This window comes from Commensalibacter sp. M0355, from assembly GCF_016101365.1.
In the GTDB taxonomy this organism is placed as follows: domain Bacteria; phylum Pseudomonadota; class Alphaproteobacteria; order Acetobacterales; family Acetobacteraceae; genus Commensalibacter; species Commensalibacter melissae.
The window spans coordinates 41,699-57,926 of the sequence record NZ_JACFQQ010000004.1 but is presented as its reverse complement, the minus strand read 5'-3'; the positions used below and the strand labels follow the sequence as shown (position 1 = coordinate 57,926).

The 16,228-nt window shown below is 37.4% G+C and carries 15 protein-coding genes; 5 read left to right on the top strand and 10 right to left on the bottom strand.

Going from position 1 to position 16,228, the window contains the following annotated elements; all coding sequences use genetic code 11:
• Positions 1-11: 11 nt before the first annotated feature.
• The 7 genes from H3T44_RS07745 to H3T44_RS07715 all read right to left on the bottom strand — a co-directional run bounded on the left by H3T44_RS07745 (position 12) and on the right by H3T44_RS07715 (position 7,584).
• Positions 12-1,076, bottom strand: a complete 1,065-nt coding sequence (locus tag H3T44_RS07745; protein ID WP_198185463.1) for a GTP-binding protein — start codon at positions 1,074-1,076, stop codon at positions 12-14.
• A complete protein-coding gene (locus H3T44_RS07740; protein WP_198196813.1) occupies positions 1,060-2,385 on the bottom strand; it encodes an O-antigen ligase in 1,326 nt (441 codons plus the stop codon). Before H3T44_RS07740 ends, H3T44_RS07745 begins: the two co-directional genes overlap by 17 nt.
• Before the next feature lie 316 nt (positions 2,386-2,701).
• A complete protein-coding gene (locus tag H3T44_RS07735) occupies positions 2,702-3,718 on the bottom strand; it encodes an ABC transporter substrate-binding protein (RefSeq protein ID WP_198196812.1) in 1,017 nt (338 codons plus the stop codon).
• Positions 3,719-3,836: 118 nt separating this feature from the next.
• Entirely contained in the window at positions 3,837-4,898 is a 1,062-nt protein-coding gene (gene mnmA / locus H3T44_RS07730; RefSeq protein WP_155566385.1) for a tRNA 2-thiouridine(34) synthase MnmA, read from the bottom strand.
• A 4-nt stretch (positions 4,899-4,902) separates the two neighbouring features.
• On the bottom strand, positions 4,903-5,217 hold the full coding sequence (locus tag H3T44_RS07725) for a ferredoxin family 2Fe-2S iron-sulfur cluster binding protein (RefSeq protein WP_110439424.1): 315 nt from the start codon (positions 5,215-5,217) through the stop codon (positions 4,903-4,905).
• 47 nt (positions 5,218-5,264) lie between these two features.
• A complete protein-coding gene (locus tag H3T44_RS07720; protein WP_370552743.1) occupies positions 5,265-6,416 on the bottom strand; it encodes a cysteine desulfurase family protein in 1,152 nt (383 codons plus the stop codon).
• A 46-nt stretch (positions 6,417-6,462) separates the two neighbouring features.
• Complete coding sequence (locus tag H3T44_RS07715; RefSeq protein ID WP_110439422.1) at positions 6,463-7,584, bottom strand: cysteine desulfurase family protein; 1,122 nt, start codon at positions 7,582-7,584, stop codon at positions 6,463-6,465.
• 383 nt (positions 7,585-7,967) lie between these two features.
• Between H3T44_RS07715 and H3T44_RS07710 the strand changes: the two genes are divergently transcribed.
• From H3T44_RS07710 to H3T44_RS07690, 5 genes are all read left to right on the top strand, one after another.
• Entirely contained in the window at positions 7,968-8,624 is a 657-nt protein-coding gene (locus H3T44_RS07710) for an alpha/beta hydrolase (RefSeq protein ID WP_110439421.1), read from the top strand.
• A gap of 138 nt (positions 8,625-8,762) precedes the next feature.
• Positions 8,763-10,271, top strand: coding sequence for an APC family permease (locus H3T44_RS07705; RefSeq protein WP_110439420.1), 1,509 nt, complete (start codon positions 8,763-8,765; stop codon positions 10,269-10,271).
• A gap of 38 nt (positions 10,272-10,309) precedes the next feature.
• Positions 10,310-11,131 (top strand): glycosyltransferase family 2 protein, encoded by an 822-nt coding sequence (locus H3T44_RS07700; RefSeq protein ID WP_198196810.1) that lies wholly within the window; start codon positions 10,310-10,312, stop codon positions 11,129-11,131.
• A gap of 22 nt (positions 11,132-11,153) precedes the next feature.
• A complete protein-coding gene (locus H3T44_RS07695; RefSeq protein ID WP_198196809.1) occupies positions 11,154-11,924 on the top strand; it encodes a TSUP family transporter in 771 nt (256 codons plus the stop codon).
• Positions 11,925-11,969: 45 nt separating this feature from the next.
• A complete protein-coding gene (locus tag H3T44_RS07690; RefSeq protein WP_198196808.1) occupies positions 11,970-12,356 on the top strand; it encodes a DUF4186 domain-containing protein in 387 nt (128 codons plus the stop codon).
• Here H3T44_RS07690 and H3T44_RS07685 read toward each other — a convergent pair.
• The 3 genes from H3T44_RS07685 to rpe form a co-directional block, all read right to left on the bottom strand.
• The gene (locus tag H3T44_RS07685) at positions 12,298-13,467 is read right to left on the bottom strand and encodes a glycosyltransferase family 4 protein (protein WP_198196807.1); all 1,170 of its coding nucleotides are present in this window, start codon (positions 13,465-13,467) and stop codon (positions 12,298-12,300) included. The two genes, H3T44_RS07690 and H3T44_RS07685, sit on opposite strands and share 59 nt — an antisense overlap.
• A gap of 8 nt (positions 13,468-13,475) precedes the next feature.
• Positions 13,476-15,386, bottom strand: coding sequence for a heparinase II/III family protein (locus tag H3T44_RS07680; RefSeq protein WP_198196806.1), 1,911 nt, complete (start codon positions 15,384-15,386; stop codon positions 13,476-13,478).
• A 66-nt stretch (positions 15,387-15,452) separates the two neighbouring features.
• The gene (rpe, locus tag H3T44_RS07675) at positions 15,453-16,118 is read right to left on the bottom strand and encodes a ribulose-phosphate 3-epimerase (RefSeq protein WP_110439414.1); all 666 of its coding nucleotides are present in this window, start codon (positions 16,116-16,118) and stop codon (positions 15,453-15,455) included.
• Positions 16,119-16,228 lie beyond the last annotated feature (110 nt).

The following is a 16,228-nucleotide window of genomic DNA, read 5'->3' as shown; positions in this document are numbered from 1 at the left end:
TCACAGATTTGTTAATCTATACATTTAAAAAATCCCTCACGTAGAGATTTCTCATCTAAATTCCGGCCAATAAAAACCAATCTGGAACAACGATCCTCATTTGTCTTCCAAGAACGGATGAAATTTCCCTCTGCCATCATATGAACAGCTTGAAATGCAAAACATCGATCGTCATGCTTAAAATTCATAATTCCTTTGGTTCTCAATATATCCTTTCCAAATTTCTGAAGAACCATGGACATCCATAAATTAAAACGTTTTCCATCTAATGGTTTATCTTCCATAAGTGAAATACTCGTCACACCATCACCATGAGAATGTTGTACATGGTCATGGTCATGGTCATGGTCATGGTCATGGTCATGGTCATGGTCATGGTCATGGTCATGGTCATGGTCATGGTCATGGTCATGGGATGATAAGAATTTGGGCTCTAACGTCAAGGCTCTATTTAAATCAAACCCCCCAAGATCCAGAATTTTCATAAGGGAAATATTCCCTTTTTCCATTTCATATAAAGCAACCATCGGATTGATTGTACGAATTCTTTTTTTTATAGCAATTAATGATCCCCTATCAACCAGATCAACTTTATTCAACAAGATTACATCCGCAAAAGCAATTTGATTAACTGCCTCCTTACTTTCATCCAATGTCTTCATCACATGAAACGCATCAATTACGGCAATCACCGCGTCAAGACGAGTTTTGTTACGAATATCCTCATCAACAAAAAAAGTCTGTGCTACGGGCGCAGGATCAGCCAACCCTGTGGTTTCAATAATTATTCCATCAAAACTTCTTTGTCTTTGAATAAGCTTGTTGAGAATACGAACCAAATCGCCTCGAATTGTACAACAGACACATCCGTTGCTCATCTCAAATATTTCTTCATCCGCATCGACTATTAAATCATTATCAATACCTAATTCACCATATTCATTAACAATAACGGCATATTTTTTATCTTGCTGTTCCGTTAGAATACGGTTTAGTAAAGTTGTCTTCCCCGCTCCTAAATAACCCGTCAGAACAGTTACAGGTATTTTATTTTTTTCTTTATGATCCAATTCCATTATCAACCTTCAATGCTGCCTTATGATTACCATAATCCCAACTATAAGATAAACCTAGCCCCAAGAGTAGAAAAAACCATCCTCCCAAGGGTAAATTTCCGAAACTTCCTCCAGCCGCAAATGGCCATTCGTGAACTAAAACCGCAGCAAATAATCCAACACGCCAGGAATTTTCAACCGCATCTTTCAATGATAGCAATTTGGACGTTAATCCCTTTACCAAATTAACCCACCATAAAAATACCATGTAACAAAACAAGATTAATCCGGGAATTCCTGCATTTACAAACATTTCAATATAATGATTATGAGGATGGGGCAAACAAATCTCTGCTCCTTTTCCATCCCCATGTCCAATTGCAATTCCCCAAAAGGATAATCCATGAAAATAAATCGGATTGGCACAAAAATGACGATAGGCATCATATCCCAAACCCGTCCAGGGATTTGACAATCCCATAATCATCGCCCGTGTATAGATCAATCCATAATTATCAGAGGAAAAATGTGCCATTTGATGGATAAATAAAGTCACCAAATGATGATAGCTCTTAGGCGATAAAAATGATGTTGCACCCAGTATCAATGGAATACAAATTAACATTGACAAAACGATTGTCCGTAAGGGACGTAACCAATACAAGGATACAACTATTCCGAAAACAAAAAGAATAAATGGCATTCTTTGACCGGCAAAAGCCATCATCAGTGTAGCAAACAAGATAATGAATAAAGCGACCAGATTTCCCCGCCATCCTTTTAAACGATAAGTGCAATAAATACTCAAACTTAAAGTAATTGGCAACAGTAACCTGGCCAATGGCCCTGCCGCTCTAGGATGATGATATGGACCTGTCAGTGTACCATCGAAATAACGTGGCGCTCCTAAAATATTATATCCTGTAATAAGCTGGCAAAGCATATTCAAAATAATATAAATCGCACAGGCAATCAAAACATAAGATAGCCATCGCCTGTATTTCTCATCAGTTAAAACCCAGACCTGAAGTGCCGCAGCAAAAAAAATAAAACGAATTAACACTAAAGCCTGGATCATCATTATGTTATATTGAAACAATCCAAAGGGAATAGTACACAATAAAATCCACCCCCACCAGAGAAATGCAATAATCACCCAATTTTGTTTTCCCCAGTCCCATTGTTTGTTGATAAAAGAGTAAATTACAAAACATATTGCTATATAACTGATTAACCCATCCGCTATACCCCGTAAGTGCGTTAAAAAAACAGGCAAAATTAAAACAGCGAACAGTGTCGACTTATTGAGAAACTTACGGACAGATTCCATAACCCAAAGGCTCTCCGGTTTAAGAACAGGAATTAATTAGAAAACATTACGCAATGAAATAACAGTCTGGAAATCACAACGTAAATCAAATACATCAATAATAAAAGATTTCATATTATTTAAAACATTAAATCTCAACATATTCTTTTTTAAACATGAAATTCAAATTAGTAATCTATTAATTTTATTCAGATAAAAAACAAAAATAAGATAATTATTATTAAAATATTACACTTGGAACAGTTAATAAATTTTTTAATCCTACATTAATTTCTTTATATTTTTCAATTTAATGTAAAAAAAAATATAAAATCAATTAATTATTTTTGTTATTTTTTATAAAACTGTCATAAACATAAATCAGGTAATCAGGTAAAATATCAGGCATAATTTTCTGAGCCTTCATAAACAAACCAATTTCATCAAACTCCTTCGACAAATAACGTGACAATATTAAAGATTGCTGAGTTTTATCAAGATAAGTCTGCTGTTTTAACAAGCTGCAAACTACTTCCGGTGATTTATCTAATAATTGGGCAAGCTGGCCAACCTCCGGAGACTGAGGAGTGAAATAGGCTATATTTCGCCTATTATCATCGATATTTTTCAATATTTTTCTTACAAAACTTTCCATCCAAAAAGGTTGATCTGAAATAATCTCATCCATCACAACCCATACCTGATATGTTGGATACCCCCATTTTGCCAACTGTGATGAATCTACTAATACATGTCCATCCTTGACGAACGGTAAAACTGTAGTTCCGTCAGCATAGGCCCCATCAATTTCATTTTTCTGCCAAGCTTGTGTAATTTCATTATAATTCATATTTACTAGATGAATTTTTTCAACAGGAATATCATTATGCTGCAAATAACGTAACAGACTATAATAACTGCTTGTCATGAAAGGTACCGCAATATTTTTACCAACCAGATCTTGAGGAGTATCTATATGTTTCTGGCTTTTTACGATTAAGGCGCTTTCTTTACCATATTGCCGATCAATTGCGATTACACGTCCCTGCAAACCAACCGTTATAACTGACAAAAAAGTAACCATATCTACTGGAACGGCATCAACCTGACCAATAGACAAATTATGCAAGGCTTTAAAATCATCGTCATATTTTTTCCAGGCTATTGTTTCCCTGGCAACTTTTTGATGTTTTTTATCCAATTGAATAAAATTGGCGATATCAGCTTGATTTTTCCATCCAATTCGAAATTCCGCATTAGCACTTCGTAAGTTGAAAAAACATATCAAAGCAAAAATTGCTATCAGCCATACAATCAAAGAAAATCGTTTGGAACCTACATAAAAACAGTGCATCAACGGAAAATCTCGCTACGTTAAATAATTTATTAACTTACTAAAATAATATCTGATTTAATAACTGAAATTCACTTTAAAAGTAAAGTTTAACCTAAAGTAATATCAAATTAAATTTTTACAGAATAAATCCACCTCCTAAAACACGTGTCCCTTGATAAAAAACACATGCCTGACCAGGTGCTGGGTTAGCAGCCGTTTCCAATTCTACTCTTACCCTATCCTTTTTTTCAATTATAACTTTAGCAGGTCGTTCCTGATCCCGCGCACGAATCTGAACATTACAATATAAAAATTCAGTAGGCACAGGAATAAGCCAGTTCAAATCGCGTAAATAGAATGTTTGACAAATATTGTTTTGTTTTGGACCAATAACGATTCTTCTTTTTTCGGATTCAATTCGTAACACCATTTGTCGCTGCCCATCCCGCATGGCAAGATTACCCAACCGTTTTGTTTGACCAATGGTATATTTAGCAATACCTTCATGATGACCAATCACAACGCCCTGCTCGTCAACTATCTCGCCTGGCATAACACCTTCTGGCGCCAATTTCTCAACAATTTTTATATAAGAATTATCTGTAACGAAACATATGTCCTGGCTATCCGACTTCTGAGCAACAGCCAAATGAAAACGTTCAGCTTCTTCCCGAACTTTATCTTTATTTGGCATGTCCCCTAAAGGAAAACGCAAATATTCAAGCTGTTCAAGTGTGGTGGCGAATAAAAACCATGATTGGTCTCGACTTAAATCAACTGGACGATGCAACTCTGGACCATTTTTTCCCACAATTCGACGCACATAATGACCTGTTGCCATCGCTTCTGCCCCAAGCTCTCGCGCCATTGTCAATAAATCCGTAAATTTGACTCCCTGATTACAGGCAATACATGGAACAGGCGTTTCTCCCTTTTGGTAAGATTGTGCGAAACGTTCAATTACCGTTGTTTGAAAACGGTCTTCCGCATCGATAACGTAATGCGGGATACCCAGCTTTTCTGATACCCTACGTGCATCCCTGATGTCCTGACCTGCACAACAGGCACCTTTTTTAACCACACCTCGCGCATCATAAAGCTGCAAGGTGGCACCAAAAACCTCATGTCCTTGTTCTTTTAAAAGAGCCGCCGTAACGGAACTGTCCACACCGCCCGACATTGCAATCATAATACGCATTGGTTCAGGATAACTTTGGCAAGCGAACAACTAAGCCATCCAATTCTTCTGTCATAATAATCTGACAACCCAATCGAGAGGTTCTTTCCAACCCAAAAGCCATATCCAGCATCTCTTCCTCCTCTTCTGCGGCGGGCTTTAATTTATCCCACCATGATTCATCAACAATTACATGACAGGTCGCACAAGCCAATGATCCCTCACAAGCACCTTCAAGATCAATTCCATGCTTATGCGCTATTTCCAATACTGAAAGCCCTACAGGAGCATCCACCTCACGACGTGTTCCATCTTGTTCAATAAAAACTATATGTGGCATTTTATAGAATTCCTTATTTAAAAACCAATTAATATTCTGATTTTAACTCATGTCCCTTTTCTTACATCATACCATGCTGAATAAAGGTCATGAACGGTTTCAACGACTTCTTGTTTTGTTGTCATCCGACCAAAAGAAAAACGGATACTAGATAAAACTTCTTGTTCTGACAATCCCATGGATTGTAAAACATAGGATGGCATAGAAACATGATTGCATGCTGAACCTGTTGATAAACATAAATGAGGAATTCTTGCCAAAAGATCAAGGGCCTTAACCTCTGGAAATTGTAGATTAACACAATTTGACAAGGCATATTCGATTGATCCATTAATTTTAAGTTGTGGAATTCTTGCCTGCAATTCATTTATCAAAAAATGTTTATAAGACGCCAAACGCCTGATCTCTTCATTTCCCTCATTCTGGAATAGCGAAAATGCCTTACCCAAACCAACAATCAAGGGAACTGGCAAAGTTCCTGATCGAATTCCTCGTTCCTGATATCCTCCATAAAATAAAGGTTCCACCCTTACCCGAGGTTTACGTTTTACATATAAAATGCCAATTCCTTTGGGCCCATAAATTTTATGCCCGGAAATTGAGGCAAGATCAATTCCCCAGGAACGCAACTGGATTTTTTCAGATACTTTTCCACAAGCCTGAGACAAATCACAATGAAAAAGAGCGCCATATTCATGAGACAATGCCGACAAATAAGGAATGTTCTGGATAACTCCTGTTTCATTATTAGCGGCCATGACACTGACTAATATTGTTGGAACCTGCAATGCCGCTTTCAAACTATCAGGATCAATCAATCCATCGGATTGAACTGGCAAAATAAAAGGATCAGCACCAATGGACTGTAAATTCTGGACTGTTTCAAGAACAGATTTATGTTCAGTCGCAATCGTGATAACCCGTTTGGTCTTGGGATAATGATCAATTAGATAACGCACACTACCCTGCAAGGCAATATTATTGGATTCAGTCGCACCAGAGGTAAAAATAATTTCTTGAGAAACCACCCCGAGCATTTCGGCAATGTCGGCACGAATCTTATCAATGGTTTCAGCAACATATTTACCCAATATATGCTCTGAATTAGCATTTGCAAAATTATGCACAAAATAGGGTAGCATCGCTTCAACAACACGTTCGTCACACGGTGTGGTCGATTGATAATCAAGGTAAATCACCTTTTCTTTTATCTTGTTTTTTCCTGAAAAATCCATTTTCTATAGATTATGAATCCTTTAACTTTTGAATCAACTGGCCATAAACATGAATAAAAGTTTCAACATCTTTTTGCTGGATATTCCATGGTAAAGATACACGGATCGTACAATCAGCCAATTCTTCCAATCCCATTGCTGATAAAACAGGTGAACGCGATAATTTTCCTGAAAAACATGCCGATCCCGTTGAGACACAGAAACCAGCCATATCCAAAGCCATAAATAATTTTTGCGCTGAAACTCCAGCATAAGCTATAGAGGATGTATTATCTAAACGTTCAGCTTCCTCGCCACAAATGACGGCTCCATATTTTTTCACTTCTTTTTCCAAATAATTACGTAATTTTAAAATATTGGAACGATCTTCTTTACAGGCCTCTTTTGCGGCAGTCATCAACCCTATAATTGCCGGAACAGCCAGAGTTCCTCCCCTTCTTCCCTGTTCCTGTCCTCCTCCACTAAAAAGAGGATTTATCTTTTTCGCATTTCTTTCATGACCAGCCAATAACAATGCGCCTACCCCTTTTGGACCTCCCATTTTGTGAGCTGAAAGAATCAGGCTGTCCGCTCCGATATCTTCCAAATTGAACATTATACGTCCAGCAGCCTGAGCTGCGTCTACATGAAGAATTGCACCATAATCATGACAAATTTTTGCTGCCTGTTGAATGGGATGTAATACACCTGTCTCATTATTGGCCAGCATTAAACACACTAAGGGAGGTATTGACGTTTTTTTTAGTGCATCTTCTAAAAAGTTAAGATCGACAATGCCCTGCCGTGTTACAGGTAAAATTTTTTTTGAAAGGTCAATTTGCATGATTGCAGGATGTTCCGTAGCTCCCACCCAAAGAGGACGTTGTTGATTGCCTTCACCAATCTGACCATGCACAGCCAGTACATCTGCCTCTGTCCCACCAGAGGTAAAAATACAATTTTGAACGCTCCCCCCGAATAATTCGACCAAGGTTTCTCTTGCATCTTCCATTTGATTATAAATCTTGCGTCCCATTTGATGAACAGACGTTGGATTACCAGTCTGCTGCATGATATCCACCATTGCAGATATAACTGAAGAGCGCATGGGCTCACTGGCATTCGCATCTAGATATATAGATTGTCGTATCATTTCATTTATAATCCAATTTATTATATTAAACCATGAATTCCAAAAATAACCTGCATAATTTATTGCATTACAACAATAATTTAATTAAATCTGTATTTAATTTACAATATATAAATACAAATATGAACCCTGTTACCTTATAATAGAAATATTTTCACAGATTTACTGGTAAATAAGCAAAGATAAAGGATATGTTAACCTTGTCCGATCACCATATCGCTATTGATTTTTCATTTATATTTTATAGATAAGACAAAAACACTTTCACTTTATAAGAAATATCTTTATAGAGATAAACTGTTTTTATTGTTTTCCTACACTCACTTATATTATTGTTAAATCTTACAAATTGTGCCAGTTTTAATAGATAAACGGATCGTTCTATGCCAGAGGTAATGTTTGCAGGCCCAGCAGGTCGTCTTGAAGGACGCTATCACCATTCCAGTCAACCTAACGCCCCCCTTGCCTTAATCCTACATCCCCATCCTCTGCAAGGTGGGACAATGAATAACCGAATTGCCTATACAATGTATTGTGCATTCCAAAAAATGAATTTTTCTGTACTACGTTATAATTCTCGTGGTGTTGGACGGTCTCAGGGACAATATGATGGTGGTATTGGTGAAATATCCGATGCGGCAGCGGCCCTGGACTGGTTACAGATGGCGAATACAAATTCCAGGGAATTATGGATCGCGGGGTATTCGTTTGGAGCCTTTATTGGAATGCAGCTCTTGATGCGTCGTCCTGAAATACAAGGATGGATCAGCATCGCGCCATTGGCAAACCACTATGATTTTAATTTTCTTGCACCTTGTCCATGCAGCGGTTTGATGATCGCAGGAGAATCCGACAGCATTGTCCCATTGCAGGAAATTGACAAACTTGTTGAAAAACTTAACACTCAAAAAGGCATCAAAGTTGCCTATAATACAATTCCTAATGCCGATCATATTTTTGCCGATCAAACTGAGCAGATCGAAAAAACAATTACCAATTACGTTAAGAAAATTTTAAAGAACAGATCTGATCAACCTTAGATTAACATTGTTCTTTTTATATCTCTTTAATTTTCCCGAATTAGATACATTTTATGTTAGGTAAAATATCTGAATTTTATTTTATCATAAAATGTTGTCTTTCTTTTGGTTTATTACCTAACCCTTTACACAAAAAATATGGCCTTTTTCTCTAAACGCAAATCACTGGAACAACTTACACTTGATTCAAAAAAACATGGTCTAAAACAATGTTTGGGTCCATGGCGTTTAACAATGATTGGGGTCGGCTCTACCATTGGCGCAGGCATTTTTGTCATGACAGGAACAGCTGCGGCTAATTTTGCTGGACCAGCAATTCTTTTATCCTTCATTATTGCTTCAATAGCATGTTTATTTACTGCCCTTTCCTATGGTGAACTGGCATCCACTATGCCGACTGCAGGATCGGCCTACAGTTATGCCTATACATCACTTGGTGAAAAATTCGCTTGGATTGTTGGATGGTTACTGTTGTTGGAATATGGAATATCGGCTGTATCAGTTGCATCAGGATTTTCGAGTTATAGTGTATCCCTACTAAAAGATTTTCATATTCATATCGCTTCATGGCTACATAATCCCATGATTCAACCTGCAATTGGTGGATATGGAAAAGGAATTGTATTTGTTAAGTCCCTTGACCTTATTGGAGCAGGATCTGTTCTGATCGCAGCCATCTTCCTCTTATATGGGGTTTCCGAATCAACAACAATTAATGCAATAATCGTCAGTTTAAAAATCGGAGTATTAATTCTTTTTATAATTTTGGGATTTCACTATATTAAACTGGAAAACCTGACACCTTTTATCCCCTCCTCAACAGGTCCGATGAATTTTGGAATCAGGGGCATTTTTCGGGCAGCCTCAACAATTTTTTTTGCCTATATAGGCTTTGAAGCTGTTTCCACAGCCGCATCAGAAGCCAAAAATCCTAAAAAGGACGTCCCCTTTGGAATCATAGCTTCCTTGTTTGTTTCAACCATGATCTATATTGGTGTAGCGCTAATTTTAGTCGGGGTTGTTCCTTATAGAAAATTAAACATTTCTGATCCACTGGCCCTGGCAATTGATTATATGAACATGCCAAATCTGGCCTGGATTTTGAAATCTAGCGCAGTTATCGGACTTTGCTCAGTAATGCTCGTTTTGCTATATGCTCAAAGCCGCATTTTCTACATCATGGCACAGGACGGATTGCTTCCACCAATTTTTAGCAAACTTCATCCTAAACATTGTACACCTTGGATAGGAACCATTATCCTCAGCCTCAGCATCGCCATTACAACAGCTTTTTTACCTATTGATATCATAAGTGACCTAATCAGCCTTGGAACCTCTCTGGCATTTGGTATTGTCTGTTTCACGGTTATATGGCAGCGGAATGTTCATCCCAATATTCATCGACCATTTCAAGTACCCTTTGGTGGATTCAAGATTAGAAATATCTGGATTGGCTATATTCCCGTTTGCGGCATCCTATGTTGCCTGACCATGATTTTTCCCTTGATCATTGATATGATTTATTCCCTAATTAATCACAATCCACTTCCACTGCTCTTAATGTTTATTTATAGTGTAATCGGTGTCTTTGGCTATTATTATTACGGACGCAAACATTCAATTCTGTCCAATTCAAAAGAAAAATGATATTTTAAAAAAATAGTTTTTTTAAATATGATTTTATTATGAATTTTCCATCACCTCTTCGCATTGCCGCCATTACAAAATGCTATCAAGAAACAACCATGCTTCCCATATGGATCAGGCATTATGCCAGACTAGTAGGAAAAGATAACTTATTCATACTTGATGATGGCAGCGATCCGCCTGTCAAAGCTGAACAATACATTTATGTTGAGCACATTCCACGTCGCAAGTATTTGGATGAACAAGATAGCGTCAATATAATGAGCGAATGGCAGCATAAACTTTTAAAACTTTATGACTGGGTTCTTTGTATTGACACAGACGAATTTATAATTCCCCGTCCATCTCGTTGGACTTCCTTACATGAATATCTTGCACAATGTTCTGCCAAAACATGTCGATGTGTTGGTGTGGAAATCATTGATCCTTTGATTGGAAAACCTGTTGATTGGTCAAGACCCATTTTAAAACAACGTTCCAAGGGCACCATTAAAAGTTGGTCATGCAAACCCTCAGTTTCATCAGTTCCGACACAATGGGAACCCGGTTTTCATCGATGTCAAAATGAAACCCTGTTTGCGCACGATTTATGGCTGTTTCATTTGAAATATGCTGATCAGCACCACCTCCTAGAACGTTCAAAACTCAGACGCAGAATTCCAAGAAACCCAGAAGATATTAAAAATGGATTGGGAACCTCACATTTAATATCCGACAATGTTCTAATCAGGTTTCTAAAATCGCAGAGATCAAAAATTGGCACAGGAACCTTGGATGACTATTTGATCACTAATCCTGATCCTGATAACGCTGATTCACTCTATCTTGATATTCCCCATGAGTTTATTGATTTTTTATAATCAATTAAACAGACATCTCTAAATGCATTTTTATTTTTATGATTGTTTTCTATTTTTCATCGGTTTAATAGCCGGGACAATTGATACCCTTGCAGGTGGTGGAGGTTTAATAACCGTACCCGCTCTACTTTTTACCGGTATTAATATAATTCCTGCATTAGGTACAAATAAATTGCAATCAGCAATTTGTGAATTATCGGCCACATTACGATTTTGGAAAAGCGGACAACTAAGTTTTCATGGGCTTGCCATCCCTCTGTTTTTCACTGTAATCGGATCTGCCATAGGTACAATTACATTACAATACAGCGCTGATCAGACCCTGAACAAAATAGTCCCATGGCTTTTATTGGCAATATTGCTTTATTATTATTTATTTCCAAACCTACATTTCAATCTCGAAAAAAGACAGTTGCCCATAAAACCGAAAATACTGCCATGGATGGGGGCTGTAATTGGATTTTATAATGGCTTTTTTGGACCTGGAACAGGAGCGATCTGGACAATTTCATTAATGCAGATTTACAAATTACGTATTAACACTGCAACAATGATTGCAAAACCGTTAAATATCGCTGGAAATATTACGGCGCTCAGTATCTTCATATCAGGCGGACAAATCATCTATTTTAGTGCATTTATAATGGGTATTGGTTCTTTTATAGGCGGACAGATTGGTGCATCCTTGGTTATTTACAAGAGTTCACGTTTTTTGCGTGTATTTTTTTTGATTGTCATGACATCATGCGTATTTTACAGTTTTGTCAAATATTATAATATTCATTTTGCTTGATTTATGATAATCACAGAAATAATTATTTATTAAAAAGTCACAAGAATGGTTCCTTCTTCCACAGAATTAATCTTGGATCGGCTTAATCGTTCAAAATTCCGGTCTAGATTTACATTACATGAAAAAGAACGAAAATATCTAATTGATAAAGGCCTTGATAAAATAATTGAACATGCTACAGATTTCATCAATCAACGTCTGGCTCCTGCTTTTCCAAAAAATGATGGAAAACAAACGCCATGGAAAGGACATCCTGTTTTTATTGCCCAACATGCCACAGCAACTTGTTGTCGCAGCTGCCTTGAAAAATGGTATAAGATTCAAAAGGGACAGGCCTTAACACAGACAGAAAAAGATTTTATCCTCGATTTGATCAAGGCTTGGATAAAAAAGGATTATCAAACCCATCAATCTGTGAAAAAACATTCATAACACGATCCAGACAGATAGCTTCGGTATACATTGATAAAGCCCTGGCCCGCCCATTTTCTCCCATTTTTTTTCTTTGTTCTGGATGAAAGGCAAGCCAGGCCATTGCCCTGGATAGCAAAGATATAGAACCTGGCGGGATCAATAGCCCTGTTTCTGAATGCTGCACTTGTTCTCGGGGACCCCGTATTGAAGTGCCTATAACAGGTAAACCACTTAACATTGCCTCGATAATGGACATTGGTAACCCTTCAAAATGACTGGGTAAAACAAAAACATCAGCAGCTTTCATCAACCGATCTATGTCTTGACGATATCCCCAAAAACGTATTTGATTACCCAATTTTTTTTGTGCTTTATTAAAAAGTTTATCCAATACCAAACCATAATCAGAAGGCAATCTTTCGCCTACAATCCATAATTCAACTTCTGGAAGCTTTTCTGCAATTGCAGAAAAAGCGACGATTAACTCTGGATAACCTTTATGTTGAACAAGACGGGAAACTATCATAAAAACTATATGATTCTGTGGAATCTTGTTTGCCTGTCTAAATTTCTGTTTCAGGGCAATATCAGAAAAGAATTTTGCTGGATCCCGACCGTTACCTACAAAAATAGGATTGGAATGAATGCCCAACCTTTTAGCATCCCGAGCCTCTTCCTGAGAGACAGTCATGTAAAAATTCGTAATTTTTCCACAACACCATTCAAGAACAAAGGATAACAGACGTCTTATCCATGATTTTATACCTTTCCCGGGTTGATTAAAAAGATATCCGTGACAAGTATAAATAATTACAGGCGTTCCACATAAAAAAGCGGCTATACGCGCCAATACGCCACTTATGGGCATATGGGCATGAACGATGTCTGGTTTTTCAAGCTTGATTATACGGTAAAGGATCCAAAAAGCTTTTAACTGACCTATGATCGAAAAAGAACGGACAAAAGGAACGGTTCGGATCTGAAATCCCTCTTGTCTCACTTTCTCCAATAACCTTCCTTCTGCACAAACACCAATGACTTGATGGTGACAGGAACGCAACCTACGCATTAAGGGAAGTAGAAATTGATATAAGGCAAAATCAACATGTGCAATTTCCAAAATTTTCATAAATTCATTTATGCCTTACGACGCAGAGCCCATCGAATTTTAGTTATTTTTTCTTTATCATTTTGAATATTCTTAATATTTGAATGATTTAGAGAACTATTTATTTCTGATTGCCTCTGAATTTCTGAAGTTTTTTCCGGCAAATCTTCAGGCATTCCAACAGAAACATGATCCGCAGTGTTTCTTTGCCATATTTTTGCATCATCGTTTTGATTATGGAAAATAGCCACATAATCAGACCCTTCTTCTTTTTGCTCTTCGTTTAAAACCGATTGTTTGTCTTGTTTCTCAAATTTAGTAGTTATAGAAGCTCTATTCTCTTCAACATCATTTTTTTTTGATTGATGCAGATTATATAAAACAATCTGTTTAGTCGCAAGTCGAACTTTTTCACCAAAGTAGACGCTATTTTCAACTTTTCCCTCTGCATCGGAAAAACGGAACCACCAAATTTGTTTACCTTCTTGAGGATGTTGAAACGATAAAACAAAAATTTTTTCCTTCTCATTTTTCCGAATTTCAACCAATTTTTCTTCAACTTTAACCGAAGGATGTAGATGAAAACGAATAGTAAAAGGATAAGACTGATCAAAATCGAGCGTTTCCTCCCCTCTTAAATCCTGACCATCCGCTGAAAGATAAAATTTACGATGATAAATTGCACCATATGCTTTTTGCCAGCCATTATGACTTAATTCCACCCAATGGGCACCCTCAGTCATTTCATGACTTGATTCAACTTTAAAATTTAAATCTTTTAATTGATTATCCTCCAGTAAAACACTTTCTGTATTGGATAATTTTAGAACAGAATGAGCCGCGGTTCCCGCCAATGCAGATCGCCAGGCTGATGATCCTCCAGCGCCACAATTAACAATTAATCTCTGTTTACCAGCAGAAAATTCAAAGGATAAAGCACCAAGATATTTTATATCTACCTTTTTCGGTGGAACACCACTGTCAATTAACAGAGTTGAACGATTGGCAAAACAACGAATATATCCACCCGCTTTCATATCCGTCATGGCGACACGTTTTTGTGTGGAATTACTCAGAACACGATCAATAAAATGTGCCTCATTCTCACTGGAACCATTAAATAGTGCAAGCCTGCCATCACCATGTCTCAATGCCCTTAAAGCACGACTGACATTATCAAGCACTAGAATAAGTTCGGAAGGGGGACGCATATTGATCAACTGGTACATCAAACGAATTTCGGTCAGATCTCTCAATACATACAGTTGTATTTCAGGGTTTCGTTCAATATGTATTCCATCTTCAAGAATCTGTTCAGCCAGTTCACTTTGCAGGAATTTACTGATTTTTGGTATTAAATCAAATTGTTCCGGCATACATAATGCAAGAGCCAGAGCGGCCTTTAATAACGTAAAATTTTCATGTGTATGATTGTCCAAAGGAAGCATGGCAACAACATATCTTCCTTCTTTCATAATTCGACGCATAAATTGTTGATGAAAATATTTTTCTGCTGATGCCGCAAAAAAATCATAGAACCCCAACCAATTCACTATACGATCTGCAAGGGTAATCGGTCTGTAAACAACAGAATCATAAGATGAAGGTGAATTGCCAATCCAATCCGTCACCAAATTTCTTGCTACAAGACGCGCATTTTCTGTCCCTAGCTCTCGCATATCCCGTAACCACGAAAAACCATGCAGTTTGCCAATAATTTCACAGGAGAGGTTTTTATCACCCCATTGACCGGGATATAGGGAAATAACATAATCCTGGTAAATAAATTCCCCTTTTACAAGATGCATACCATAAACAGAATTTCCGGTCCATAAATCTCGCAAAATATATGCTGGGACTTCGGGAATCTGTCCATAACCAATGGCAGGTAATCGTACCAGAGAAAGTCGGATTTTTTTTACCATTTCTTGAAAAGCCATCCTAAGCCTCCCTATTTCTCTGAATCATTTCTCCTAATGGGTGAAAGTCATAATTTAGCAAATTTTTTACTTTTTAGTTCCCCGCAATGCATCTATTGCCTGACCATAATCAGGTTGACCATAAATTGAAGTTCCAGCTATCAAAACATTGGCTCCCGCTTCTATCACCAGGGGTGCAGTTTGAACATTAATCCCGCCATCAACACTGATATGAATGGAACGACCCGACTTTTGAACCATTTCATGTATTGCACGAATTTTCGCCAATTGACTGGATAAAAATTTCTGTCCACCAAAACCAGGATTTACAGTCATAATTAGAATATTATCTACAAGGTCTATAACCTCGGAAATTGCATTGGCAGGTGTGGCCGGACATAATACTATCCCGGCTTTTATTCCAAACGATTTGATATGTTGCAAGGAACGATGCGCATGAGGCCCCGCCTCGATATGAAAAGAAATTTGATCGGCACCCGCCTGAACAAACGGTTCGATAAAAGGATCAACAGGTTCAATCATAAAATGCACATCAAAAAACAGCTTGCTATAAGATCGCAAAGATTTAAGAACTACTGGGCCAAAAGTCATATTGGGAACAAAATGACCATCCATAACATCAAGATGTATCCAGTCAGCACCATGTTTGTCAACCGCCCTAATTTCCTCTCCCAAACATGCGAAATCTGCCGAAAGAACACTGGGAGCAATCAAGGGAACCCTTATATCCAATTTACAGCCTTTCTAAAATTTTCAAATACTATGTCAAACTATTAACTGCAGTTTATGATAAAATTTATGAATTGAACAGAAAAAACACGATTTGATTTTATCGTGTCCAC

Excerpts from the sequence above, each read along its gene's own strand:
- H3T44_RS07745 (WP_198185463.1), bottom strand. The coding sequence starts at position 1,076 with ATGGAATTGGATCATAAAGAAAAAAATAAAATACCTGTAACTGTTCTG.
- H3T44_RS07740 (WP_198196813.1), bottom strand. The coding sequence starts at position 2,385 with ATGGAATCTGTCCGTAAGTTTCTCAATAAGTCGACACTGTTCGCTGTT.
- H3T44_RS07735 (WP_198196812.1), bottom strand. The coding sequence starts at position 3,718 with ATGCACTGTTTTTATGTAGGTTCCAAACGATTTTCTTTGATTGTATGG.
- mnmA (WP_155566385.1), bottom strand. The coding sequence starts at position 4,898 with ATGCGTATTATGATTGCAATGTCGGGCGGTGTGGACAGTTCCGTTACG.
- H3T44_RS07725 (WP_110439424.1), bottom strand. The coding sequence starts at position 5,217 with ATGCCACATATAGTTTTTATTGAACAAGATGGAACACGTCGTGAGGTG.
- H3T44_RS07715 (WP_110439422.1), bottom strand. The coding sequence starts at position 7,584 with ATGATACGACAATCTATATATCTAGATGCGAATGCCAGTGAGCCCATG.
- H3T44_RS07710 (WP_110439421.1), top strand. The coding sequence starts at position 7,968 with ATGCCAGAGGTAATGTTTGCAGGCCCAGCAGGTCGTCTTGAAGGACGC.
- H3T44_RS07705 (WP_110439420.1), top strand. The coding sequence starts at position 8,763 with ATGGCCTTTTTCTCTAAACGCAAATCACTGGAACAACTTACACTTGAT.
- H3T44_RS07700 (WP_198196810.1), top strand. The coding sequence starts at position 10,310 with ATGAATTTTCCATCACCTCTTCGCATTGCCGCCATTACAAAATGCTAT.
- H3T44_RS07695 (WP_198196809.1), top strand. The coding sequence starts at position 11,154 with ATGCATTTTTATTTTTATGATTGTTTTCTATTTTTCATCGGTTTAATA.
- H3T44_RS07690 (WP_198196808.1), top strand. The coding sequence starts at position 11,970 with ATGGTTCCTTCTTCCACAGAATTAATCTTGGATCGGCTTAATCGTTCA.
- H3T44_RS07685 (WP_198196807.1), bottom strand. The coding sequence starts at position 13,467 with ATGAAAATTTTGGAAATTGCACATGTTGATTTTGCCTTATATCAATTT.
- H3T44_RS07680 (WP_198196806.1), bottom strand. The coding sequence starts at position 15,386 with ATGGCTTTTCAAGAAATGGTAAAAAAAATCCGACTTTCTCTGGTACGA.